Source organism: Streptomyces sp. NPDC047130, assembly GCF_040643475.1.
Classification (GTDB): Bacteria; Actinomycetota; Actinomycetes; order Streptomycetales; family Streptomycetaceae; genus Streptomyces.
Genome location: NZ_JBEYUK010000009.1, coordinates 98811 through 114790, shown reverse-complemented (window position 1 = coordinate 114790; position 15980 = coordinate 98811). Strand labels below are relative to the sequence as shown.

Sequence of the window (15980 nt, the reverse complement as noted above, 5' to 3'; positions counted from 1 at the left end):
CTTGCGGATCAAGATCCTTACGGATCAGTGGACGATACTGGGATTGAACCAGTGACCTCTTCCGTGTCAGGGAAGCGCTCTCCCGCTGAGCTAATCGTCCTTGGAGGTGGAGACGGGATTTGAACCCGTGTAGACGGCTTTGCAGGCCGTTGCCTCGCCTCTCGGCCACTCCACCAGGAGCACAGGGTTTCGGGAAGATCCCCTGCTCTTTCGAGCGGACGACGAGGCTCGAACTCGCGACCTCAACCTTGGCAAGGTTGCGCTCTACCAACTGAGCTACGTCCGCCTGTCGTTTCGGTCCGCTTCCGCGTCCCGGCGACGTGTTGAACTTTAGCCCATTCCCGGGCCAGTACAAAAACGCGTTTGCGCAGCATGCCGCCGCCGACGTCCCCGCACCCCCGTTCCGGCAGGTGCGCGGCCGCTCACCCAGGGCTCCGCCCGCGGCCCGCCGGAGGGCCGCCCCGGCGCCGACCTACACTCGGCGGAGTGCAGCACCTCCCACCCCTCGCCCGGTTCGGCGACCTGGTCGCCACCGGTCTGCTAGACGTCACCGACGACCCCGCCGCGCTCGACTCCAGCGGCTTCTGGGCCGTGGCCGCGGACTACGAGGGCCGGCTGACCTGCGCGCGCTTCGCCGACGTCCGCCGCGAGCCGGTCCCCGCGCCCGTCCCCGGCCGCTGGCCCGCCCCCGCCACGGACGACTGGACGTCCTCGCTGGACCGCGCCGCGTACACCGCGGGCGTACGGCGGATCCACCGGCGCATCGCGGCCGGCGAGGTCTACCAGGCCAACCTCTGCCGCGTCCTCACCGCCCCGGTCGCCCCGCACGCCGACGTGGACGACCTCACGGCCCTGCTGGCCCGCGGCAACCCGGCGCCCTATGCCGGAACGATTCGCCTCCCCGGACACGGGGTGGAGATCGCCACCGCCTCCCCGGAGCTCTTCCTCGGCCGCCACGGGAGCGTGGTCGAGTCCGGCCCGATCAAGGGCACCGGCCGGACCGAGGCCGACCTGCTGCCCAAGGACACCGCCGAGAACGTGATGATCGTCGACCTGGTCCGCAACGACCTGGGCCGCGTCTGCCGCACCGGCAGCGTCACCGTTCCCGACCTGTGCGCGGTGGAGAAGCACCCCGGCCTGGTCCACCTGGTCTCCACGGTCCGCGGCGAGCTGCTGCCGGGGGCCGGCTGGCCCGAGCTGCTGGCCGCCGCCTTCCCGCCCGGCTCGGTCACCGGCACCCCCAAGGAGAGCGCGCTGACCGTCCTGGCCGCCCTGGAGACGGCGCCGCGCGGCCCCTACTGCGGCGGCGTGGGCTGGGTGGACGCCGACCGGGGCCGGGGCGAGCTGGCGGTCGGCATCCGCACCTTCTGGATCGACCGCGAGCCTCCCGGGTCCGCCGTGCTCCGCTTCGGCACCGGCGCCGGGATCACCTGGGACTCCGACCCCGAGCGCGAGTGGGCGGAGACCGAGCTCAAGGCGTCCCGGCTGCTCGCGGTAGCGTCGGGGACGTACGACACCAGTGGAGGGACCCTTTCGTGAAGATATGGCTCGACGGCGGGCTGAAGGACATCGAGTCCGCCCGCGTCTCCGTCCTGGACCACGGCCTGACCGTGGGGGACGGCATCTTCGAGACGGTGAAGACGGTCGAGGGGAAGCCCTTCGCGCTCACCCGCCACCTGGACCGGCTCGCCCGTTCCGCCCGGGGCCTCGGCCTGCCCGCCCCGGACGCCGACGAGGTCCGCCGCGCCTGCGCCGCGGTCATCGAGGCCAACCCCGGCGTCCCGCTCGGCCGGCTGCGGATCACCCTGACCGGCGGCCAGGGCCCGCTCGGGTCCGACCGCGGACACCAGGGCACCACCCTGGTGGTGGCGCTCGGCGAGGCCCGGCCCCGCCCGGACTCCACGGCCGTGGTCACCGTGCCCTGGACCCGCAACGAACGCAGCGCGGTCACCGGCCTGAAGACCACCTCCTACGCGGAGAACGTGGTCGCGCTGGCCCGCGCCCACGAACACGGCGCCTCCGAGGCCCTGTTCGGCAACACCGCCGGGCAGCTGTGCGAGGGCACCGGCTCCAACGTCTTCGTCGTGGTGGACGGCGAGATCCTCACCCCGCCGCTCGCCTCCGGCTGCCTGGCCGGCATCACCCGCGAGCTGGTCGTCGAGTGGACCGGCGCACGGGAGACCGACCTGCCGCTGGACGTCCTGCGCCGCGCCGAGGAGGTCTTCCTGACCTCCTCGCTCCGCGACGTGCAGGCGGTGCACCGCGTCGACGACCGTGAACTCCCCGGCGTGGAGGGCCCGTCGACGGCCAAGGTCATGCGGATCTTCGCCGAGCGCTCCGGCGACGACCTCGACCCGTAGTCGCGGGCGCCCGGGTGGGGTAGAACGACCGCATGACCACCACCCTGCGGCCCATCGAGCCGTTGCAGCAGGAGGCCGACGGGACCGTCTCACGCCGCTTCCAGGTGTGCGTGAACAGCCGTCCCGTCGGCGCCGTGCACCTGGGCACGTCGGAGGTGTTCGGCGCGGCGGTGGCGCGGGTGCTGGACCTCCGGATCGACGAGGCGGACCGCCGGCGGGGCCGCGGCACGGTGGCCGCGCTCGCCGCCGAGGAGGTCGCCCGGGTCTGGGGCTGCCGGCGGATCGAGGTGACCGTGCCGGCCGGCGCGGAGGCCGCGCTGCGGCTGGCGCAGGCGCTCGGCTACACCCCGCGCAGCCGGATCATGGAGAAGCGGCTCGACACGACCGCCCCCGCGCTGCCCGCCGGGAGCAGCGCGCGGCCCATGACCGCCGAGGAGTTCGCGGACTGGCGCGTGGCCGAGGTGGAGGCCTTCGCCCGCGAGTGGATCGACCGCGGCGTGCCCGAGGAGGAGGCGCTGGCCGCCTCACGCTGGGGCCAGGTGCGGCTCCTGCCCGACGGCCTCGACACCGCGGGCATGGAGTTCCACGTCCTGGAGCACGAGGGCGAGCGGGCCGGCATGCTCTGGCTCCGGCTGGGCGGGGACCCGGAGCCGCCCTACGTCTACAAGGTGGAGACGGAGGAGTCCCGGCGCGGACAGGGGCACGGCCGCACCCTGATGCTGCTGGCCGAGGCCAGGGCCCTCGCCGCCGGACGGCGCGCCCTCGGCCTCAACGTCTTCGCCGGCAACACCCCGGCGGAGCGCCTCTACGCCTCCCTGGGCTACCGGCCGACCCTGCACCACCTGGGAAAACCGCTGCTCTGACCCGCCCTGCGGGCCCCGCGGGCCCGCAGGCCGGCCCGGGGGTCAGTCCTGGCCGAGGAGGCGGTCGGCCACCGCCTCGATCCGGGCGCGCAGGCCCTCCTGGCTCCTGCCGCCGTCGAACCGCTCACCGTCGATCACATAGGTGGGCGTCCCGGTGACCCCGATGGCCTTGCCCTCGGCCTGGTCGGCGTCGACGATCAGGATGTGCCGGCCGTCCACCAGTGCCGTGTCGAACTCCTCGGCGTCCAGGCCCAGTTCGCGGGCCGCCTCGACCAGCAGCGGCTCGCCGCGCCGGTCCAGCTCCTCGACCCGCCCGAGCACCGCCTCGACGTACTCCCAGCCCTTGCCCTGCTCCAGCGCCTCCTCGGCGGCCTGCGCGGCGGCGAAGGCGTGCTTGTGCTTCTCCAGCGGGAAGTGCCGCAGCCGCACCTCCAGCCGGTCGCCGTAGCGGGCGCGCAGCGCGCGGACGTCGTCCAGGGCGGTGCGGCAGTCGGGGCACTGCAGCTCGCACCAGACGTCGAGCACGAGGGGGGCGGGGGTGCTGGAGGAGGTGTCGCTCATGGCACCAGTCTCCCAGCCGCGCCGGGTCCGCCGCCCCCAGGGGGGAGATCCCGGACCCCAGGGGGAGATCCCGGAGATCTCCCTGATTCCCGCCTCGCGTCGTGGCGCCGCCGCGTCCGGCGGGGGCACGATGGAGGGGGAGCGCGTACCCGAGCGGCACCCGGCCGCCGGCCCGTCCGTCTGGAGGACCTGATGCTCGCCGAGACCATCTGCAGCGCGGTGTCCGTGGCCGGCCTGGGCATCGCCGCGATCACGGCGTTCCGGCGCCGCTACCTGACCGCCGCCCGGATCGCCGCCTACGCCCTGATCCCGGTCGGTCTCGTGATGATCGGCGCCGTCGCCTGGGTGGCGGAGACCGCCTTCAGCCCGACGGCCTGGGCGGGCTTCGGCCTGCTGGGCGCGGCCTGGCTGCTGTTCCTGCTCACCCGCTTCGTCGAGCGCCGCCGCCTGCGCCGGTCCGGGGCGGCCCCGGCCGAGGGGCGCCCGGCCGCCACCGGTGCCGCACAGCCCCGGGCGGTCGGCACGGCCCCGCAGCAGGCCCGCGGCAGGCCCGCGGCCGGCTCCGGCGACCAGGACGACTTCAGCGACATCGAGGCGATCCTGAAGAAGCACGGCATCTGAACCGCCGCACCGCCGCACCGCCCAACCGCTGCACCGCCGGGGCCGGTGCCCGGCGTGGCCCGCCGGGAGCGGCAACCGGGAGCTCCCCGCGTCGCCGGTGGTGGGCGGCATGATGATCCGACTGTTTTCGCCGATGATCCCGGTGGGCCCCCGGACCGGTCCGATCCGGTCGGGAAGCGCGCCGGTCGGCATACGGTGGGCGCACTACCGTGCAGGGCGGGCCGCTTGATCGACTCCGGCTCGCGCGCTGCCCCATGATGGCCGCGAGATGCTGGACACGACTCGGAGCGGGGCCGAAGCACCTCCGGAGGGAGACGAGCCCGAGCCCCGCGGGTGCCTCTTCGCCCTCTCCCAGCCACCGCTGATGATCTTCCTGGCGGTGATCGGGACCCTGTTCCTCATGGCAGCGCTGCACGACCTGCTGCTGCTGTGAGCCGGCCGCGCGCGTCCCCGGCGACACCCGTCGGGGGCGGCGCTCTCAGGCCCTCCGCGCCGGGTGTGCTCAGCCCGCCGCCTCCTTGCGCCGGGCCCGGTAGGCCGCTACGTGGAGCCGGTTCCCGCAGGTGCGGCTGTCGCAGTACCGCCGTGAACGGTTCCGCGACAGGTCCACGAAGGCCCGCCTGCAGTCCGGGGCGTCGCAGCGCCGCAGCCGCTCCCGTTCCCCGGCGACCACGAAGAAGGCCAGCGCCATCCCGCAGTCCGCCGCCAGGTGGTCCGCGACCGAGGCCCCCGGGGCGAAGTAGTGGACGTGCCAGTCGTAGCCGTCGTGGTCGGTCAGCCGCGGAGTGGTGCCCGCCGCCGCGACCAGCTCGTTGATCAGACCCGCCGCGATGCGGCCGTCCGGGGCGGCGAAGACCGCCGCGAAGCGGCCGCGCAGCCGCCGGACCGCCGAGAGGTCCAGCTCGGTCAGCGTTCCGACGTCGCTGATCCGGTGTCGCGCGACGAACGCCTCGAGCGCGCCGAGGTCCGCCAACCCGTCCGCCACGCCGTCCTCCGGCGAGGTGTTCACCAGGTCCACGACGGCGTCGAGGGCACACCTGGTGTCATGGGTGATCAGCACGTATCGCTCCCTGCCTGGGCATCCGCGGGCCGCCCGCCGATGGTGGCCGATCGTAATGGCTTTTCGGCCGGGGGGAAGGGCCGAGCGCCCGTCGGAACACGGCGGCCGGAACGCGACGGCGCCGTCGCCGCGGACGAATCCGCGGCGACGGCGCCGCTGCGTGCGTATGAGGTTGTGCCGGCCCGTATGAGGTTGTGCCGACCCCGGCCGTCTCCCCGAGTGGACGGCCGAGGCTCTTCGAGCTGCGGTGCGGCCGGGGCCGGAGGCGCCCCGGGGGTCTTCCGCCCTAGCTCTCCGCCAGGATGTGCGAGAGTTCCTGGTCGAGATCGAAGTGCCGGTGCTCCGTGCCGGGTGGCACGGCCGCGTCCGTACGCTTCAGGAAGGACTCCAGGGCCCGCGCCGGGGCCTCGAGCAGGGCCTCGCCCTCGGGTGAGCTCAGGGCGATGCAGACGACCCCCTGACCGTGACTGCGGGACGGCCAGACACGGACGTCGCCCGTGCCGGTGGGCCGGTGCAGCCCCTCGGCGAGGAGATCACGGGCGAACACCCACTCGACCGTCTCCTCGGCTCCGGTGTGGAAGGTGGCGTGCACGGCGTAGGGGTCGGCCGTGTCGTACCGCAGGCCTGCGGGGACAGGCAGTGAGGACTCGCTCGATACAACGAGGCGCAGGTGCAGCTCGCAGCTGACCGTGGTGTTCATAAGCGCCAGGGCCTTTCGCTCAGTGTGCGCTCGGGGATTCGCACGTCGGCGAAATCGACATGCCACACACGATGCCGTTGTAAACCCCTCTGAGGGTTTTGCGTGCGTTTATGTACCTCTTCTGGCCGAGGGTACTTCCTGTGAGGCGACCATTCCGGTGATCACTTTCCCTCGGGTAGGGTTTCTCGTGTGAATACGGGGAGTGACGAACCTGGGGGGACACGGGGGATGCGCACGACAGCGGGCGAGGTGGAGACCGACGTGACACAGGACGATCGTGGAACCCCGGCCGACGCCAAGGAAGGCGGCGCGCCGGGCGCCGGTGCCACCATGAGCGAGGTGGCGGACACGGAGGCCGCCGGACCGGCGGGCGGGAGGCACGAGCGGGCCCTGGGCTCGCGGGCGCCGGGCTTCATCCGGCGGAGCCGGGCGCTCCACCTGAGCTGGCAGGTCGGCGTCTTCCTGGTCGGCCTCGCGGTGATCGCGGCCGGCGTGGTGATGCTGGTCGTGCCCGGCCCCGGCTGGGTGGTGATCTTCGCCGGCATGGCGATCTGGGCCACCGAGTTCGTGTGGGCCCAGCTGGTGCTGCGCTGGACGAAGCGCAAGGTCACCGAGGCGGCGCAGAAGGCCCTGGACCCCAAGGTGCGGCGGCGCAACCTGATCCTGACGTCGATCGCCCTGGTGATCGCCGCCGCCCTGTGCGGCTTCTACCTGTGGAAGTTCGGGCTGGTGCTGCCCTGGAACATCGCGTCCCGGTGACCGGGGGGTGGTGCGGAGCACCCCGTGACATGGGGTAATGTTCTTCCTGCGCCCGGGCGATTAGCTCAGCGGGAGAGCGCTTCGTTCACACCGAAGAGGTCACTGGTTCGAACCCAGTATCGCCCACCGACGAGGAGGGCCCGGCTCCGCGGGAACGCGGTGGCGGGCCCTCCTTCCGTTGCCCCCTCAGGGGGCGCGTGGCGCCCGTCCCGGCCGCGCCGGCGTAATTCGATCCGGAATTCGCCGGATTGTTTTCGATGGAACACCGCGTATTTCTCCGCGCGTTCGCGGACCCTCTTCCTCCGTTTATCCGGCGGGTCGTCAAGTCGCACCCGTGAGCCGGTAATTCGGTGTTCCCGCGCGAATGTGGAAATAGGAGCGGGTTCCTCCGCGGAGCTCATCCGGCAACTCCCCGCGACCCCCGGCGGGTTCGCCGCCCGCCCGGCGGGCCCGGGCCGAACGGGTCGTGGACACTGGGCCCATGAGACCGCACGAACTCGCCCGCTACCGCTTCTCGGGGCGCTGGACCCTCTCCGCCCCCTGCGGAGCCGTCTACCGCGCGCTGGAGCGCGTCGACGACTACCCCCGCTGGTGGCCCGAGGTGAGGGAGGCCCGGCGGACCGGGGAGGCCTCCGGCCGGGTGCTCGTGCGCTCCTTCCTCCCGTACGACCTGCGCATGGAGATCCGCGCGGTCCGGCGTGAGCCGGAGACCGGCGTGCTGGAGGCCGCGCTCTCCGGGGACCTCGAGGGCTGGATGCGGTGGACCGTCCGCCCGGCCGGCCGCGGAACCCTGGTGCTCCACGAGCAGGAGACCGACCTCACCAAGCCGCTGCTGCGCCTGCTGGGCGTGCCCGGCAGGCCGCTGCTGCGGGCCAACCACGCCCTGATGATGTGCGGAGGGCGCCGCGGGCTCGAGACCTTCCTGGCGGGCGGCGGGGAAGCGGTTTGAACCGAGGGCCGTCGGACCTGTATGGTTCAGTGCGTTCCCGGGCGATTAGCTCAGCGGGAGAGCGCTTCGTTCACACCGAAGAGGTCACTGGTTCGAACCCAGTATCGCCCACAGCACCGGAGGCGATCCGAGACCGCGACACAGCGGCCGGGTCGCCTCCGTCGTTCTGTCCTGCTGTCCTGCTGTCCTGCCGTTCGGGCGGCCGGTCGCCTCAGGCCGCGGCCGTCAGGCCCGGACGCAGCGGCCAGGAGCGGTCCACCGTCTCCGGCGTCCCGCTGCGCGCGAACCACGCCTCCAGGCCCTTCGCCTGCGCCGCGTGCCAGGTCTGCTGCAGTGTGTGCAGCTCCGCGGGGGACAGGCGCTCCAGTCGGGACGCGAACCGCCGCCCGACCGCCCGCGTGACCTCCAGGGCCGCCAGCGCGTCCGCCCCCGCGTCGTGCGCCTCGGCCAGCTCCACGCCGTAGAAGTGGGCCAGGTCGGCCAGGGTCCGGCGCCCCTTGCGGTAGCGGTCGAAGTGCTTGTCCAGCACCCGCGGGTCGATCACCCGCAGCGGCGCCGAACGGAACCAGCGGTCCAGCGACGACGCCCGGTGCCGGCGCAGCTCCCGGTCCAGCAGCGTCAGGTCGAACGGCGCGTTCATCACCACCAGCGGCCGCCCCGCCGCGGCCTGCTCGCCCAGCGTCCGGCCTATCTCGTACATCACCGGGGCGGGCCACCGGCCGTTGCGCTCCAGGTGATCCTGCGTCAGCCCGTGCACCGCGGTCGCCTCGGCCGGCACCGGGACCCCCGGGTTCACCAGCCAGCGGGTCGTCCGCGGCCTGGTCCCCGGCGCGTCCTGCACCACCAGGGCGGCCGACACGATGCGGTCGTTCTCCACGTCAACACCGGTCGTCTCCGTGTCGAAGGCGGCCAGTGGGCCCTCGTACCAGCACGTCATGTCTCCGCAACCCCTCGCTCAACTCCCCGCACACGCAAGGCGGCAGACGGAACGTCCGCCGTGCACCGGTGATACCCGGGCCGTTTGCGCCGTACGCCGGGAGGAGACAACAGAGATACGGGTCGGCGCAGTTCAGCGGCCCGTTCCTCGACTCGTCCGGCCGGAGAGGCTGTTGGGCATGGCTACGGCGCAGCCCGAGCGCGGCGGGCTGCTGCCCGACGCCGCGGCGCACCCGCGCGGCACACTCGCCACCACCGCCTGCATGGAGACGCTCCAGGTGGGATACCTGCACGCCGTGGCGGCCGCCGCGGGCTGCTCGCTGTCCCAGCCGTTCCCCGACAACGGGATCGACTGGCACATCAGTCACAGCTCACCCGGCCACACGGTGGACGACGAGGTCACCATCAAGGTCCAGCTGAAGAGCACCTACCAGATACCGCCCCGCCCGCCGGGACGGCACTTCTCCTTCACGCTGGACAACGGCCACCTGGCCAAGCTGGCCCGCACCCCCGTCACCGTCCACAAGATCCTCGTGGTGATGCTGGTGCCCCGGGCCCGCGACCAGTGGCTGACCGCGGGGCACGACCGGCTCGACCTGAGGCACTGCTGCTACTGGGTCAACCTCGCCGGCCACCCGGTCACCGGCCGCACCCGCACCACCGTGCGGGTGCCGACCTCGCGCATCTTCGACGACCGGGCGCTCTGCGACATCATGAACCGGGTCGGAAGGGGAGGCATACCGTGACGCACCGCCCGATCGACGACCCCGGCCGCGCGGGGGAGACCGTGCGTCCCCTGACGCCGCGCCGGCACGGGCCGCGGCGCGGCGAGGGGCCGCGGCCCGAGGAGGCCCTGCCCGACCCCGGACCGGTCGACCCCGCCGTGCTCGCCGCCCTGCTCGCCCGGCACGGCTGGCGGCGGCGCGGCGGAGCCCCCGGCCGCTACGGCCGCTGGACGCCGCCCGGACCGCGCGGCGAGCGGACCAGCCTGCTGGTGCCGGAGCACCGCGGCTTCCCCGACAGCGCCGACCTGCTCGGCGAGGCCCTGGACGCCCTCGCCCGCCTGGGCGACCCCGCCGCCCGGGAGATCCTCCTCGCCCTCACCGTGCCCAGCGACGAGATCCGCTGGCGGCGCGACGTCCCCGCCGGTCACGGCGCGGGGCCCGCCGCCGCGCCCTGGACCGCGGAGGAGGGCCTGCGGCAGGCCGCCCGCCACACCCTGCTCGCCGCCGCGCTGGCCGGGCGTGCCCGCACCGGCTACCACGGCGCCCGCCACCGCCGCGCCGCCGCGGCCGCGCTGGACGACGTGCTGCTGCTCGGGGCCGCCTCCGGCGGACGCGTGCTCACCGCCTTCGCCCCGGTCGCCGCCGCCCGCCCGCTGGCCGTCCGGCTGCACCACGCGCTGCACGCCACGCGGGAGGCGATCGACCACCGGCGGGCCACCGGGGGCATGGACGCCTTCGACGCGGCCGTCGCCGCGGGCGTCAGCCGCGAGCTCACCGAGGCGCTGATCGCCCTGGTGCGCGGCACCGAGGGAGCCGGCGTAGCCGTCGCCTGGGCCCCCGCGGCCGGGATCCCCGAGGGCTGCGGCCCCGACGCGGAACCGGTCGAGTTCTCGCCCGGCGACCTGCCCGCCCTCCGCGAGGCCGGCGCCCGCTACCGGCGCGCCGAGCCCTCCGTCTCCGTGCGGCTCACCGGCACCGTGGACCGGCTGCGCCGCACCGGGGCGGACCGCGGCGGCACGGTGCGGCTGCGGGTGCTCGCCGGGGCGGAGGTGCCGCACGTACGGATCCCGCTCGACGAGGAGTCGTACCGCATCGTCGGCCAGGCCCACCTGGTCGGCCTGCCGGTCCGCGTCGACGGCCGCCTCGACAGCCGGGCCGGATTCCGCCGCCTCGTGGGCGCCTGCGGCGTCACCCCCGTCGCCGTCGACGAGGCGGAACGCGACCGGCTGATGAAGTCCCTCCAGGAGAACCTCGACTTCTTCGACGAGGCCTGCGGCGGCGACTGCGAGGGTTAACCGCTTCGCGCCCGGCCTGCGCGGCTCGGTAGGATTCGCGTGTCACGTCGCCTGTGACGTGTCGAGACTTCCTCAGTCTCAGCGAGGCCTTCAGTCAGGAGAGACCGGTGTCAGACGTCCGTGTGATCATCCAACGCGATTCCGAGCGGGAAGAACGCGTGGTGACGACGGGCACTACGGCCGCCGACCTCTTCGCCGGTGAGCGCTCGGTCATCGCCGCCCGTGTCGGGGGCGAGCTCAAGGACCTCTCCTACGAGCCGCAGGACGGCGAGACCGTCGAGGCCGTGGAGATCTCCTCCGAGGACGGGCTCGACATCCTGCGGCACTCCACCGCGCACGTCATGGCCCAGGCCGTCCAGGAGCTCTTCCCGGAGGCCAAGCTGGGCATCGGCCCGCCGGTCAAGGACGGCTTCTACTACGACTTCGACGTCGAGAAGCCGTTCACCCCCGAGGATCTCAAGGCCATCGAGAAGAAGATGCAGGAGATCCAGAAGCGCGGGCAGAAGTTCGCCCGCCGTGTGGTGACCGACGAGGCCGCCCGCGAGGAGCTGGCCGACGAGCCGTACAAGCTGGAGCTGATCGGCCTCAAGGGCTCCGCGTCCTCGGACGACGGCGCGGACGTCGAGGTGGGCGCCGGCGAGCTGACCATCTACGACAACCTGGACGCCAAGACCGGCGAGCTGTGCTGGAAGGACCTCTGCCGCGGTCCCCACCTGCCCTCCACCCGGCTGATCCCCGCGTTCAAGCTGATGCGCAACGCCGCCGCGTACTGGCGGGGCAGCGAGAAGAACCCCATGCTGCAGCGCATCTACGGCACCGCCTGGCCGTCCAAGGACGAGCTGAAGCAGTACCTGGACTTCCTCGCCGAGGCAGAGAAGCGCGACCACCGCAAGCTGGGCAACGAGCTCGACCTGTTCTCCGTCCCGGAGCAGATCGGGTCCGGCCTCGCCGTCTTCCACCCCAAGGGCGGCATCGTCCGCCGGGTCATGGAGGACTACTCGCGCCGCCGCCACGAGGAGGAGGGCTACGAGTTCGTCTACACCCCGCACGCGACGAAGGGGAAGCTCTTCGAGACCTCTGGCCACCTGGACTGGTACGCCGACGGCATGTACCCGCCCATGCAGCTCGACGAGGGCGTGGACTACTACCTCAAGCCCATGAACTGCCCGATGCACAACCTGATCTTCGACGCGCGCGGCCGGTCCTACCGCGAACTGCCGCTGCGTCTCTTCGAGTTCGGGACGGTGTACCGGTACGAGAAGTCCGGCGTGGTGCACGGCCTGACCCGCGCCCGCGGCTTCACCCAGGACGACGCGCACATCTACTGCACCAAGGAGCAGATGGCGGAGGAGCTCGACAAGACGCTCACCTTCGTGCTGAACCTGCTGCGCGACTACGGCCTCACCGACTTCTACCTGGAGCTCTCCACCAAGGACCCGGAGAAGTTCGTCGGCTCCGACGAGGTGTGGGAGGAGGCCACTGAGACGCTGCGGCAGGTGGCCGAGAAGCAGGGCCTGCCCCTCGTCCCCGACCCGGGCGGCGCCGCGTTCTACGGCCCGAAGATCTCCGTCCAGGCCAAGGACGCGATCGGCCGGACCTGGCAGATGTCGACCGTCCAGCTCGACTTCAACCTGCCCGAGCGGTTCAACCTCGAGTACACCGCCGCCGACGGCACCAAGCAGCGGCCGGTGATGATCCACCGCGCCCTGTTCGGCTCCATCGAGCGGTTCTTCGCGGTGCTGCTGGAGCACTACGCGGGCGCCTTCCCGGCCTGGCTCGCGCCGGTGCAGGCCGTCGGCATCCCGGTCGGCGACGCCCATGTGGAGTACCTGCAGGACTTCGCCGCCGAGGCGAGGAAGAAGGGCCTGCGGGTGGAGGTCGACGCCTCCTCCGACCGGATGCAGAAGAAGATCCGCAACGCGCAGAAGCAGAAGGTGCCGTTCATGATCATCGTCGGGGACGACGACATGAACGCCGGCACGGTCTCCTTCCGCCACCGCGACGGTTCCCAGGAGAACGGCATCCCGCGCGACGAGGCCATCGCCAAGCTGGTCGACGTGGTGCAGCGCCGCGCCGAGGTGTGACGTCCTGACGGAAGGCCCCCGGGAGCTCAGGCCCCCGGGGGCCTTCCGCGTTCCTCCTCCGTGGCGAAGACGGTCATCAGCCAGGAGGCGAAGGAGCCCGTGACCGCGCCGAGGAGGGCGAGGCCGCAGGCCATCAGCCCGGCCGCGATCACCCGGCCGAGCGGCGTCACCGGGGCGACGTCGCCGTAGCCGACGGTGGCCAGGGTGGCGCACGCCCACCACACCGAGTCCCCGAAGGTGCGGATGGTGGCGCCGGGCGCGCCCCGTTCCTGCTGGTAGACGGCGAGCGCCCCGGCCAGGCCGAGCAGCGTCACGGAGACCCCCGCGTAGGCCATCACCCGCGCCTGCAGCGACAGCCTCGGGCGGCCCCGGCGGCGCAGCACCGCCTCGTAGAACCGCACGATCCGCAGCGGGCGGAGCAGGGGGAGCAGCAGCACCAGGGTGTCCAGCCAGTGGGTGCGCACGAACCGCGGGCCCTGGCCGCTGCGGCGCCAGCGGGCCGCGTAGTCCAGGGCCAGGACGAGCCAGGCCCCGGCGATCACCGCGAGGGCCAGGCGCCGCCACCCGGCGGGCAGCCCGTGGCCCAGGACCAGGAGGGCGTAGGCGGCGAGGAAGAGCAGGGAGGCGACGGCGAGCGGGATCTCCGCACGGTCTTCGCGGGGGTCGCGGGTGTCCATGCGGTCAGCCTGTCGGCCCGGGCGGGCGGCCGCACCCGGCGACACGTTCCGTACGGGCGACGCCATATGCTGCGTGGTATGACGAGTGAGCCGGAGCTGCAGATCGGGGTGGGTTCGCCGGACGCCTTCCAGCGGCTGTGGACCCCCCACCGGATGGCGTACGTCCAGGGCGAGAACAAGCCCACCGGCCCGGAGGCCGGCGAGGGGTGCCCGTTCTGCTCGATCCCCGGCAAGTCGGACGAGGACGGGCTGGTCGTCCGGCGCGGTGCGCACGTGTACGGGGTGCTGAACCTGTACCCGTACACCGGTGGACACCTGATGGTGGTGCCCTACCGGCACGTCGCGGACTACACGGAGCTGACCGCCGAGGAGACGGCGGAGCTGGGGGAGCTCACCAAGCAGGCGATGGTCGCGCTGCGCCGCTGCTCGGGGGCGCACGGCTTCAACATCGGCATGAACCAGGGCACGGTCGCGGGGGCCGGCATCGCCGCCCACCTGCACCAGCACGTGGTGCCCCGCTGGGGCGGGGACACCAACTTCATGCCGGTGGTGGGCCACACCAGGATCCTCCCGCAGCTCCTGGCCGACACCCGGGCGATGATCGCCGCCGCCTGGCCCTCCGGCTGACGGGCCCTAGGCGTCGTAGGTGTCGGCCTTGCGCGGGGTGGGGTCCTGGACGGCACCGCTGACGGCGGAGGAGCGGGCGCCGAACTTGTCGGTGGCGACGCCGTGCTCGTCCAGCAGGCCGATGACCGCCTGGTGGACGGCGCGCAGCACCGGCGTGGCCACGCGCATGGCGTCGTCGGCCATGAAGCGGTGCCGCCAGGGCTGCTCGGCCCAGGAGTGGCGCAGGCCGAACGGTTCGGGCAGGGTCAGGCTGCCGCCCAGCCAGTTGAGCGGCTTGTGGAACCAGGTCAGCGGGGCGCGGGCGGCGAGGCGGACCACCTCGTCGGGGTCGACCAGCGGCAGGGCGACGGTCCGCTTCTCCCAGGGCTTGAAGGCCTTCTCGACGGACTTCTCCTTGGCGGCGGGCTTGGAGTTGAACAGCCCGTGCACGGGGCCGAGCGCGTGCCCGGTGACCTCGATGCGCAGCGTCTGGTAGAGCACGGTGACCGTGACCAGCATGGTGAGGACCAACTGGCCCTCCCACAGCACCCACTGGACGCCCAGGTAGTGGCGGTCGCCGCTGCCGAACTGCTGCCGGTTGCAGATCTGCTGTATGGCGTGCGGCTTGTAGCGGAAGGCGTCGACGTCGGCGCCCTCCGGCCGGGCGACGGAGTCCGCGCCCTCCGGGACGGGGGAGACGATCCAGTGCTCGACGGAGGGCTTGGGGATGCCCTCGGTGGGGACGGGGGTGCGCTCCATCAGGGAGAGCTTGGCGTGGATGGCGCGGACCACGTCCCAGCTGCGGAAGGCGTAGATCTCCTTGCCCTCCTCCGCCGGCACCAGGTCCTCGGCCATCTGCCAGCTGCCCCAGCGGGTGCCCATGCCGAGGATGCCCTTGGGGCCCGCGTAGAAGACGACGTTGGACTGCTGCTCCGCGCCGAGGCGGTTGAGCGACTGGCGGAGCCGTTCGGCGGACTCGTCGGGGTTGGAGGGGACGGCCTCGGGGACCTTGGCGCCGATGCTGCTGCCGGAGAGCAGGCTGGCCCACCGGTCGCGCAGGTCCCGGGCGGTGGACTCGCAGATCCGCTTGGCGACGATCCAGCCGATCACCGGGGCGATCACGGCGCCGCGCGAGTACCAGGCCCAGATGCCGCCGAAGGGCATCTGGACGAAGAACACCACCGCGAGCAGGCCGAAGGCGGCCAGCAGCAGGGTGCCCATCCCGGAGGTGCGGCGGTTCTCCGCCTTGGCGAGGGTGGCGCGGATGGTGAAGACCAGCAGCCAGGCCAGCAGGCCGGGCAGGAAGACGACGCCGCACAGCAGCATCACGGCGGTGAGCCGCAGGTCACGGGTGCGGCGCAGGCCGTTGGCGGCCAGGCAGTGGACGACCACGGTCTGCGGGTCCATGCCGAAGGACTGGACGACGGGCTTGCGGCCGGGGTCGGCCAGCCGGTCGATCACCGCGCGGGAGAAGGCCTCGCCGAGGTTGGGGCGGAAGATCCTGGCCCAGGACTTGCCGGGGTTGACCTTCGACCGGTGCCACTCGTTGTCGGCGTCGAGAATCTTCTCGACCGGGTCGTCCCGGTACGCCGCGGAGGCCAGCGCGAAGGTGGCCTTCTGCCCCTCGCCGCCGGCCGCCGGCACCATCGGCCCGAATGCGTCGCTCGACACGGTTGTTTCCGCCCCCCTGCCGCGGTGTTCCGCGGCGGTGTGTCCTGGCCTGCCCGCACGACCGTCGATCGGTTCGTCAGCCTATCGGCCCGGTGTCGGGCCGGGTGGCCCCA

At 72.9% G+C, this 15980-nt stretch carries 17 protein-coding genes and 5 tRNA genes; 13 read left to right on the top strand and 9 right to left on the bottom strand.

What is annotated here, in order from left to right; all coding sequences use genetic code 11:
- Positions 1–28: 28 nt before the first annotated feature.
- The 3 genes from ABZ836_RS14130 to ABZ836_RS14120 form a co-directional block, all read right to left on the bottom strand.
- A tRNA-Val gene (locus tag ABZ836_RS14130) sits at positions 29–100 on the bottom strand.
- Between the two features lies 1 nt (position 101).
- Positions 102–175: transfer RNA gene (locus ABZ836_RS14125), tRNA-Cys, on the bottom strand.
- A 38-nt stretch (positions 176–213) separates the two neighbouring features.
- Positions 214–286: transfer RNA gene (locus ABZ836_RS14120), tRNA-Gly, on the bottom strand.
- Between the two features lie 200 nt (positions 287–486).
- On the opposite strand from ABZ836_RS14120, the gene ABZ836_RS14115 reads away from it, so the two are divergent.
- The 3 genes from ABZ836_RS14115 to ABZ836_RS14105 are packed head-to-tail and all read left to right on the top strand — an operon-like array spanning position 487 to position 3223.
- Positions 487–1539 carry a chorismate-binding protein gene (locus tag ABZ836_RS14115; protein WP_361142000.1) on the top strand — a complete coding sequence of 351 codons (1053 nt, stop codon included), beginning with the start codon at positions 487–489 and terminating at the stop codon, positions 1537–1539.
- Positions 1536–2360: an aminodeoxychorismate lyase gene (locus ABZ836_RS14110; protein WP_356133938.1), complete on the top strand. Its 825-nt coding sequence runs from the start codon at positions 1536–1538 to the stop codon at positions 2358–2360. Before ABZ836_RS14115 ends, ABZ836_RS14110 begins: the two co-directional genes overlap by 4 nt.
- Before the next feature lie 32 nt (positions 2361–2392).
- Entirely contained in the window at positions 2393–3223 is an 831-nt protein-coding gene (locus tag ABZ836_RS14105) for a GNAT family N-acetyltransferase (RefSeq protein ID WP_361141998.1), read from the top strand.
- A gap of 42 nt (positions 3224–3265) precedes the next feature.
- Here ABZ836_RS14105 and ABZ836_RS14100 read toward each other — a convergent pair whose 3' ends face one another.
- Positions 3266–3784, bottom strand: coding sequence for a DsbA family protein (locus tag ABZ836_RS14100; protein WP_356133942.1), 519 nt, complete (start codon positions 3782–3784; stop codon positions 3266–3268).
- Between the two features lie 192 nt (positions 3785–3976).
- Here ABZ836_RS14100 and ABZ836_RS14095 point away from each other — a divergent pair, with 192 nt between their 5' ends.
- Together ABZ836_RS14095 and ABZ836_RS14090 are read left to right on the top strand one after the other, a co-directional pair.
- On the top strand, positions 3977–4405 hold the full coding sequence (locus ABZ836_RS14095; protein WP_356133944.1) for a hypothetical protein: 429 nt from the start codon (positions 3977–3979) through the stop codon (positions 4403–4405).
- 268 nt (positions 4406–4673) lie between these two features.
- Positions 4674–4838: a hypothetical protein gene (locus ABZ836_RS14090; protein WP_356133946.1), complete on the top strand. Its 165-nt coding sequence runs from the start codon at positions 4674–4676 to the stop codon at positions 4836–4838.
- Positions 4839–4907: 69 nt separating this feature from the next.
- Here the strand turns inward: ABZ836_RS14090 and ABZ836_RS14085 are convergent, their stop codons facing one another.
- On the bottom strand, positions 4908–5465 hold the full coding sequence (locus ABZ836_RS14085; RefSeq protein WP_356133948.1) for a CGNR zinc finger domain-containing protein: 558 nt from the start codon (positions 5463–5465) through the stop codon (positions 4908–4910).
- Between the two features lie 286 nt (positions 5466–5751).
- Complete coding sequence (locus tag ABZ836_RS14080) at positions 5752–6165, bottom strand: SsgA family sporulation/cell division regulator (protein ID WP_004002642.1); 414 nt, start codon at positions 6163–6165, stop codon at positions 5752–5754.
- 330 nt (positions 6166–6495) lie between these two features.
- Here ABZ836_RS14080 and ABZ836_RS14075 point away from each other — a divergent pair, with 330 nt between their 5' ends.
- The 4 genes from ABZ836_RS14075 to ABZ836_RS14060 all read left to right on the top strand — a co-directional run bounded on the left by ABZ836_RS14075 (position 6496) and on the right by ABZ836_RS14060 (position 7984).
- The gene (locus ABZ836_RS14075) at positions 6496–6924 is read left to right on the top strand and encodes a TIGR02611 family protein (RefSeq protein WP_356134152.1); all 429 of its coding nucleotides are present in this window, start codon (positions 6496–6498) and stop codon (positions 6922–6924) included.
- Between the two features lie 54 nt (positions 6925–6978).
- Positions 6979–7050: transfer RNA gene (locus ABZ836_RS14070), tRNA-Val, on the top strand.
- A gap of 355 nt (positions 7051–7405) precedes the next feature.
- Positions 7406–7873 (top strand): SRPBCC family protein, encoded by a 468-nt coding sequence (locus ABZ836_RS14065; RefSeq protein WP_361141995.1) that lies wholly within the window; start codon positions 7406–7408, stop codon positions 7871–7873.
- A gap of 39 nt (positions 7874–7912) precedes the next feature.
- Positions 7913–7984 (top strand) — tRNA-Val (locus ABZ836_RS14060).
- A gap of 100 nt (positions 7985–8084) precedes the next feature.
- On the opposite strand, the gene ABZ836_RS14055 is transcribed toward ABZ836_RS14060, so the two are convergent.
- Positions 8085–8810, bottom strand: coding sequence for an exonuclease domain-containing protein (locus ABZ836_RS14055; RefSeq protein ID WP_361141993.1), 726 nt, complete (start codon positions 8808–8810; stop codon positions 8085–8087).
- 178 nt (positions 8811–8988) lie between these two features.
- On the opposite strand from ABZ836_RS14055, the gene ABZ836_RS14050 reads away from it, so the two are divergent.
- The 3 genes from ABZ836_RS14050 to thrS all read left to right on the top strand — a co-directional run bounded on the left by ABZ836_RS14050 (position 8989) and on the right by thrS (position 12913).
- Entirely contained in the window at positions 8989–9555 is a 567-nt protein-coding gene (locus ABZ836_RS14050; protein WP_356133954.1) for a DUF4365 domain-containing protein, read from the top strand.
- A gap of 50 nt (positions 9556–9605) precedes the next feature.
- The gene (locus ABZ836_RS14045) at positions 9606–10829 is read left to right on the top strand and encodes a hypothetical protein (protein WP_361142120.1); all 1224 of its coding nucleotides are present in this window, start codon (positions 9606–9608) and stop codon (positions 10827–10829) included.
- Between the two features lie 107 nt (positions 10830–10936).
- Complete coding sequence (thrS, locus tag ABZ836_RS14040) at positions 10937–12913, top strand: threonine--tRNA ligase (RefSeq protein WP_356133956.1); 1977 nt, start codon at positions 10937–10939, stop codon at positions 12911–12913.
- Between the two features lie 26 nt (positions 12914–12939).
- Here thrS and ABZ836_RS14035 read toward each other — a convergent pair whose 3' ends face one another.
- Complete coding sequence (locus ABZ836_RS14035; RefSeq protein ID WP_356133958.1) at positions 12940–13590, bottom strand: potassium channel family protein; 651 nt, start codon at positions 13588–13590, stop codon at positions 12940–12942.
- Positions 13591–13656: 66 nt separating this feature from the next.
- Here ABZ836_RS14035 and ABZ836_RS14030 point away from each other — a divergent pair, with 66 nt between their 5' ends.
- Positions 13657–14217 carry an HIT domain-containing protein gene (locus ABZ836_RS14030; RefSeq protein WP_356133960.1) on the top strand — a complete coding sequence of 187 codons (561 nt, stop codon included), beginning with the start codon at positions 13657–13659 and terminating at the stop codon, positions 14215–14217.
- Between the two features lie 6 nt (positions 14218–14223).
- On the opposite strand, the gene ABZ836_RS14025 is transcribed toward ABZ836_RS14030, so the two are convergent.
- Positions 14224–15843: a hypothetical protein gene (locus tag ABZ836_RS14025; protein ID WP_356134155.1), complete on the bottom strand. Its 1620-nt coding sequence runs from the start codon at positions 15841–15843 to the stop codon at positions 14224–14226.
- Positions 15844–15980 lie beyond the last annotated feature (137 nt).

Coding starts and splice junctions, on each gene's coding strand:
- ABZ836_RS14025 (WP_356134155.1), bottom strand. CDS start 15,843: ATGGTGCCGGCGGCCGGCGGCGAGGGGCAGAAGGCCACCTTCGCGCTG.
- ABZ836_RS14095 (WP_356133944.1), top strand. CDS start 3,977: ATGCTCGCCGAGACCATCTGCAGCGCGGTGTCCGTGGCCGGCCTGGGC.
- ABZ836_RS14065 (WP_361141995.1), top strand. CDS start 7,406: ATGAGACCGCACGAACTCGCCCGCTACCGCTTCTCGGGGCGCTGGACC.
- ABZ836_RS14075 (WP_356134152.1), top strand. CDS start 6,496: ATGAGCGAGGTGGCGGACACGGAGGCCGCCGGACCGGCGGGCGGGAGG.
- ABZ836_RS14090 (WP_356133946.1), top strand. CDS start 4,674: ATGCTGGACACGACTCGGAGCGGGGCCGAAGCACCTCCGGAGGGAGAC.
- ABZ836_RS14100 (WP_356133942.1), bottom strand. CDS start 3,784: ATGAGCGACACCTCCTCCAGCACCCCCGCCCCCCTCGTGCTCGACGTC.
- ABZ836_RS14035 (WP_356133958.1), bottom strand. CDS start 13,590: ATGGACACCCGCGACCCCCGCGAAGACCGTGCGGAGATCCCGCTCGCC.
- ABZ836_RS14105 (WP_361141998.1), top strand. CDS start 2,393: ATGACCACCACCCTGCGGCCCATCGAGCCGTTGCAGCAGGAGGCCGAC.
- ABZ836_RS14080 (WP_004002642.1), bottom strand. CDS start 6,165: ATGAACACCACGGTCAGCTGCGAGCTGCACCTGCGCCTCGTTGTATCG.
- ABZ836_RS14050 (WP_356133954.1), top strand. CDS start 8,989: ATGGCTACGGCGCAGCCCGAGCGCGGCGGGCTGCTGCCCGACGCCGCG.
- ABZ836_RS14055 (WP_361141993.1), bottom strand. CDS start 8,810: ATGACGTGCTGGTACGAGGGCCCACTGGCCGCCTTCGACACGGAGACG.
- ABZ836_RS14030 (WP_356133960.1), top strand. CDS start 13,657: ATGCTGCGTGGTATGACGAGTGAGCCGGAGCTGCAGATCGGGGTGGGT.